The 1,126-nt window shown below is 50.2% G+C and carries 1 protein-coding gene; it reads left to right on the top strand.

Annotated features, from left to right (window positions below):
* Positions 1 to 441: 441 nt before the first annotated feature.
* The coding region (locus ACTHS3_RS13920) for a phosphatidylserine decarboxylase (protein WP_440368243.1) at positions 442 to 1,126 on the top strand (685 nt) is incomplete at its 3' end.

The raw sequence follows: 1,126 nt of genomic DNA, 5'->3' as shown, positions 1-1,126 counted from the left end.
AAGCTGGTGCGGCTGCGGATTGAAGCGGAAAATTTGAAACTGCGTAAAGCGGAAGAAGGTAATGCTCGGCAGACTAATCGCTTGGTAATGTTGGCCGATGTGGCGTATCAGTTGAGCCAAACGCGTTTGCTGTCTCAACGCTCTTTGTTCTCTACATCACGCCGTCGGCATTGGATCTGGCTAGTGTTGGCGGTCATACTGGGCTTGTCGAGATAATCGAGGGCGGAGATTTGGTCTAAATGATATTTGCAGCGAGTTGTTGGAGCGTGTGAGCCGCTTGTTGAGGACGCTGCGTTATTGTGTTGCCGAAACTGAAACTTTATCTATATTGAGTATTTTTTACAAAAGACACCGGCCGTCTGAACATTTCAGACGGCCTCAATGTTTGGAGTTTCAGATATAATGGCGGCAATTTTGAAATTATTAAATGAAGGATAAGTGATGAACCGTTTGTATCCCCACCCGATTATCGCCCGTGAGGGCTGGCCGATTATCGGCGGCGGTTTGGCTTTGAGCCTGCTGGTGTCGATGTGTTGCGGCTGGTGGTCTTTGCCGTTTTGGGTGTTTACCGTATTTGCTTTGCAGTTTTTCCGCGACCCTGCGCGTGAGATTCCGCAAAATCCTGAAGCAGTGTTGAGTCCGGTTGACGGCCGTATCGTGGTGGTCGAGCGCGCACGCGATCCGTATCGTGATGTCGATGCTTTGAAAATCAGTATTTTTATGAACGTGTTCAACGTGCATTCGCAAAAATCGCCTGCTGATTGTACGGTAACGAAAGTGGTCTATAACAAAGGCAAATTCGTGAATGCGGATTTGGACAAAGCCAGCACGGAAAATGAACGTAATGCGGTGTTGGCGACTACGGCTTCTGGTCGTGAAATTACTTTTGTTCAAGTGGCCGGTTTGGTGGCGCGCCGTATTTTGTGCTACACCCAAGCAGGTGCGAAACTGTCTCGCGGCGAACGTTATGGCTTTATCCGCTTTGGCTCGCGCGTGGATATGTATCTGCCTGTCGATGCGCAGGCGCAAGTGGCGATTGGTGATAAAGTTACCGGCGTCAGCACTGTATTGGCGCGTTTGCCGCTGACTGCGCCGCAAACTGAATCTGAGCCTAAAGCCGCAGCTC

Source organism: Neisseria sp. P0009.S007 (assembly GCF_051962515.1).
Note: the sequence above shows the minus strand (reverse complement) of the source record. Positions and strands in the feature narration are given on the sequence as shown.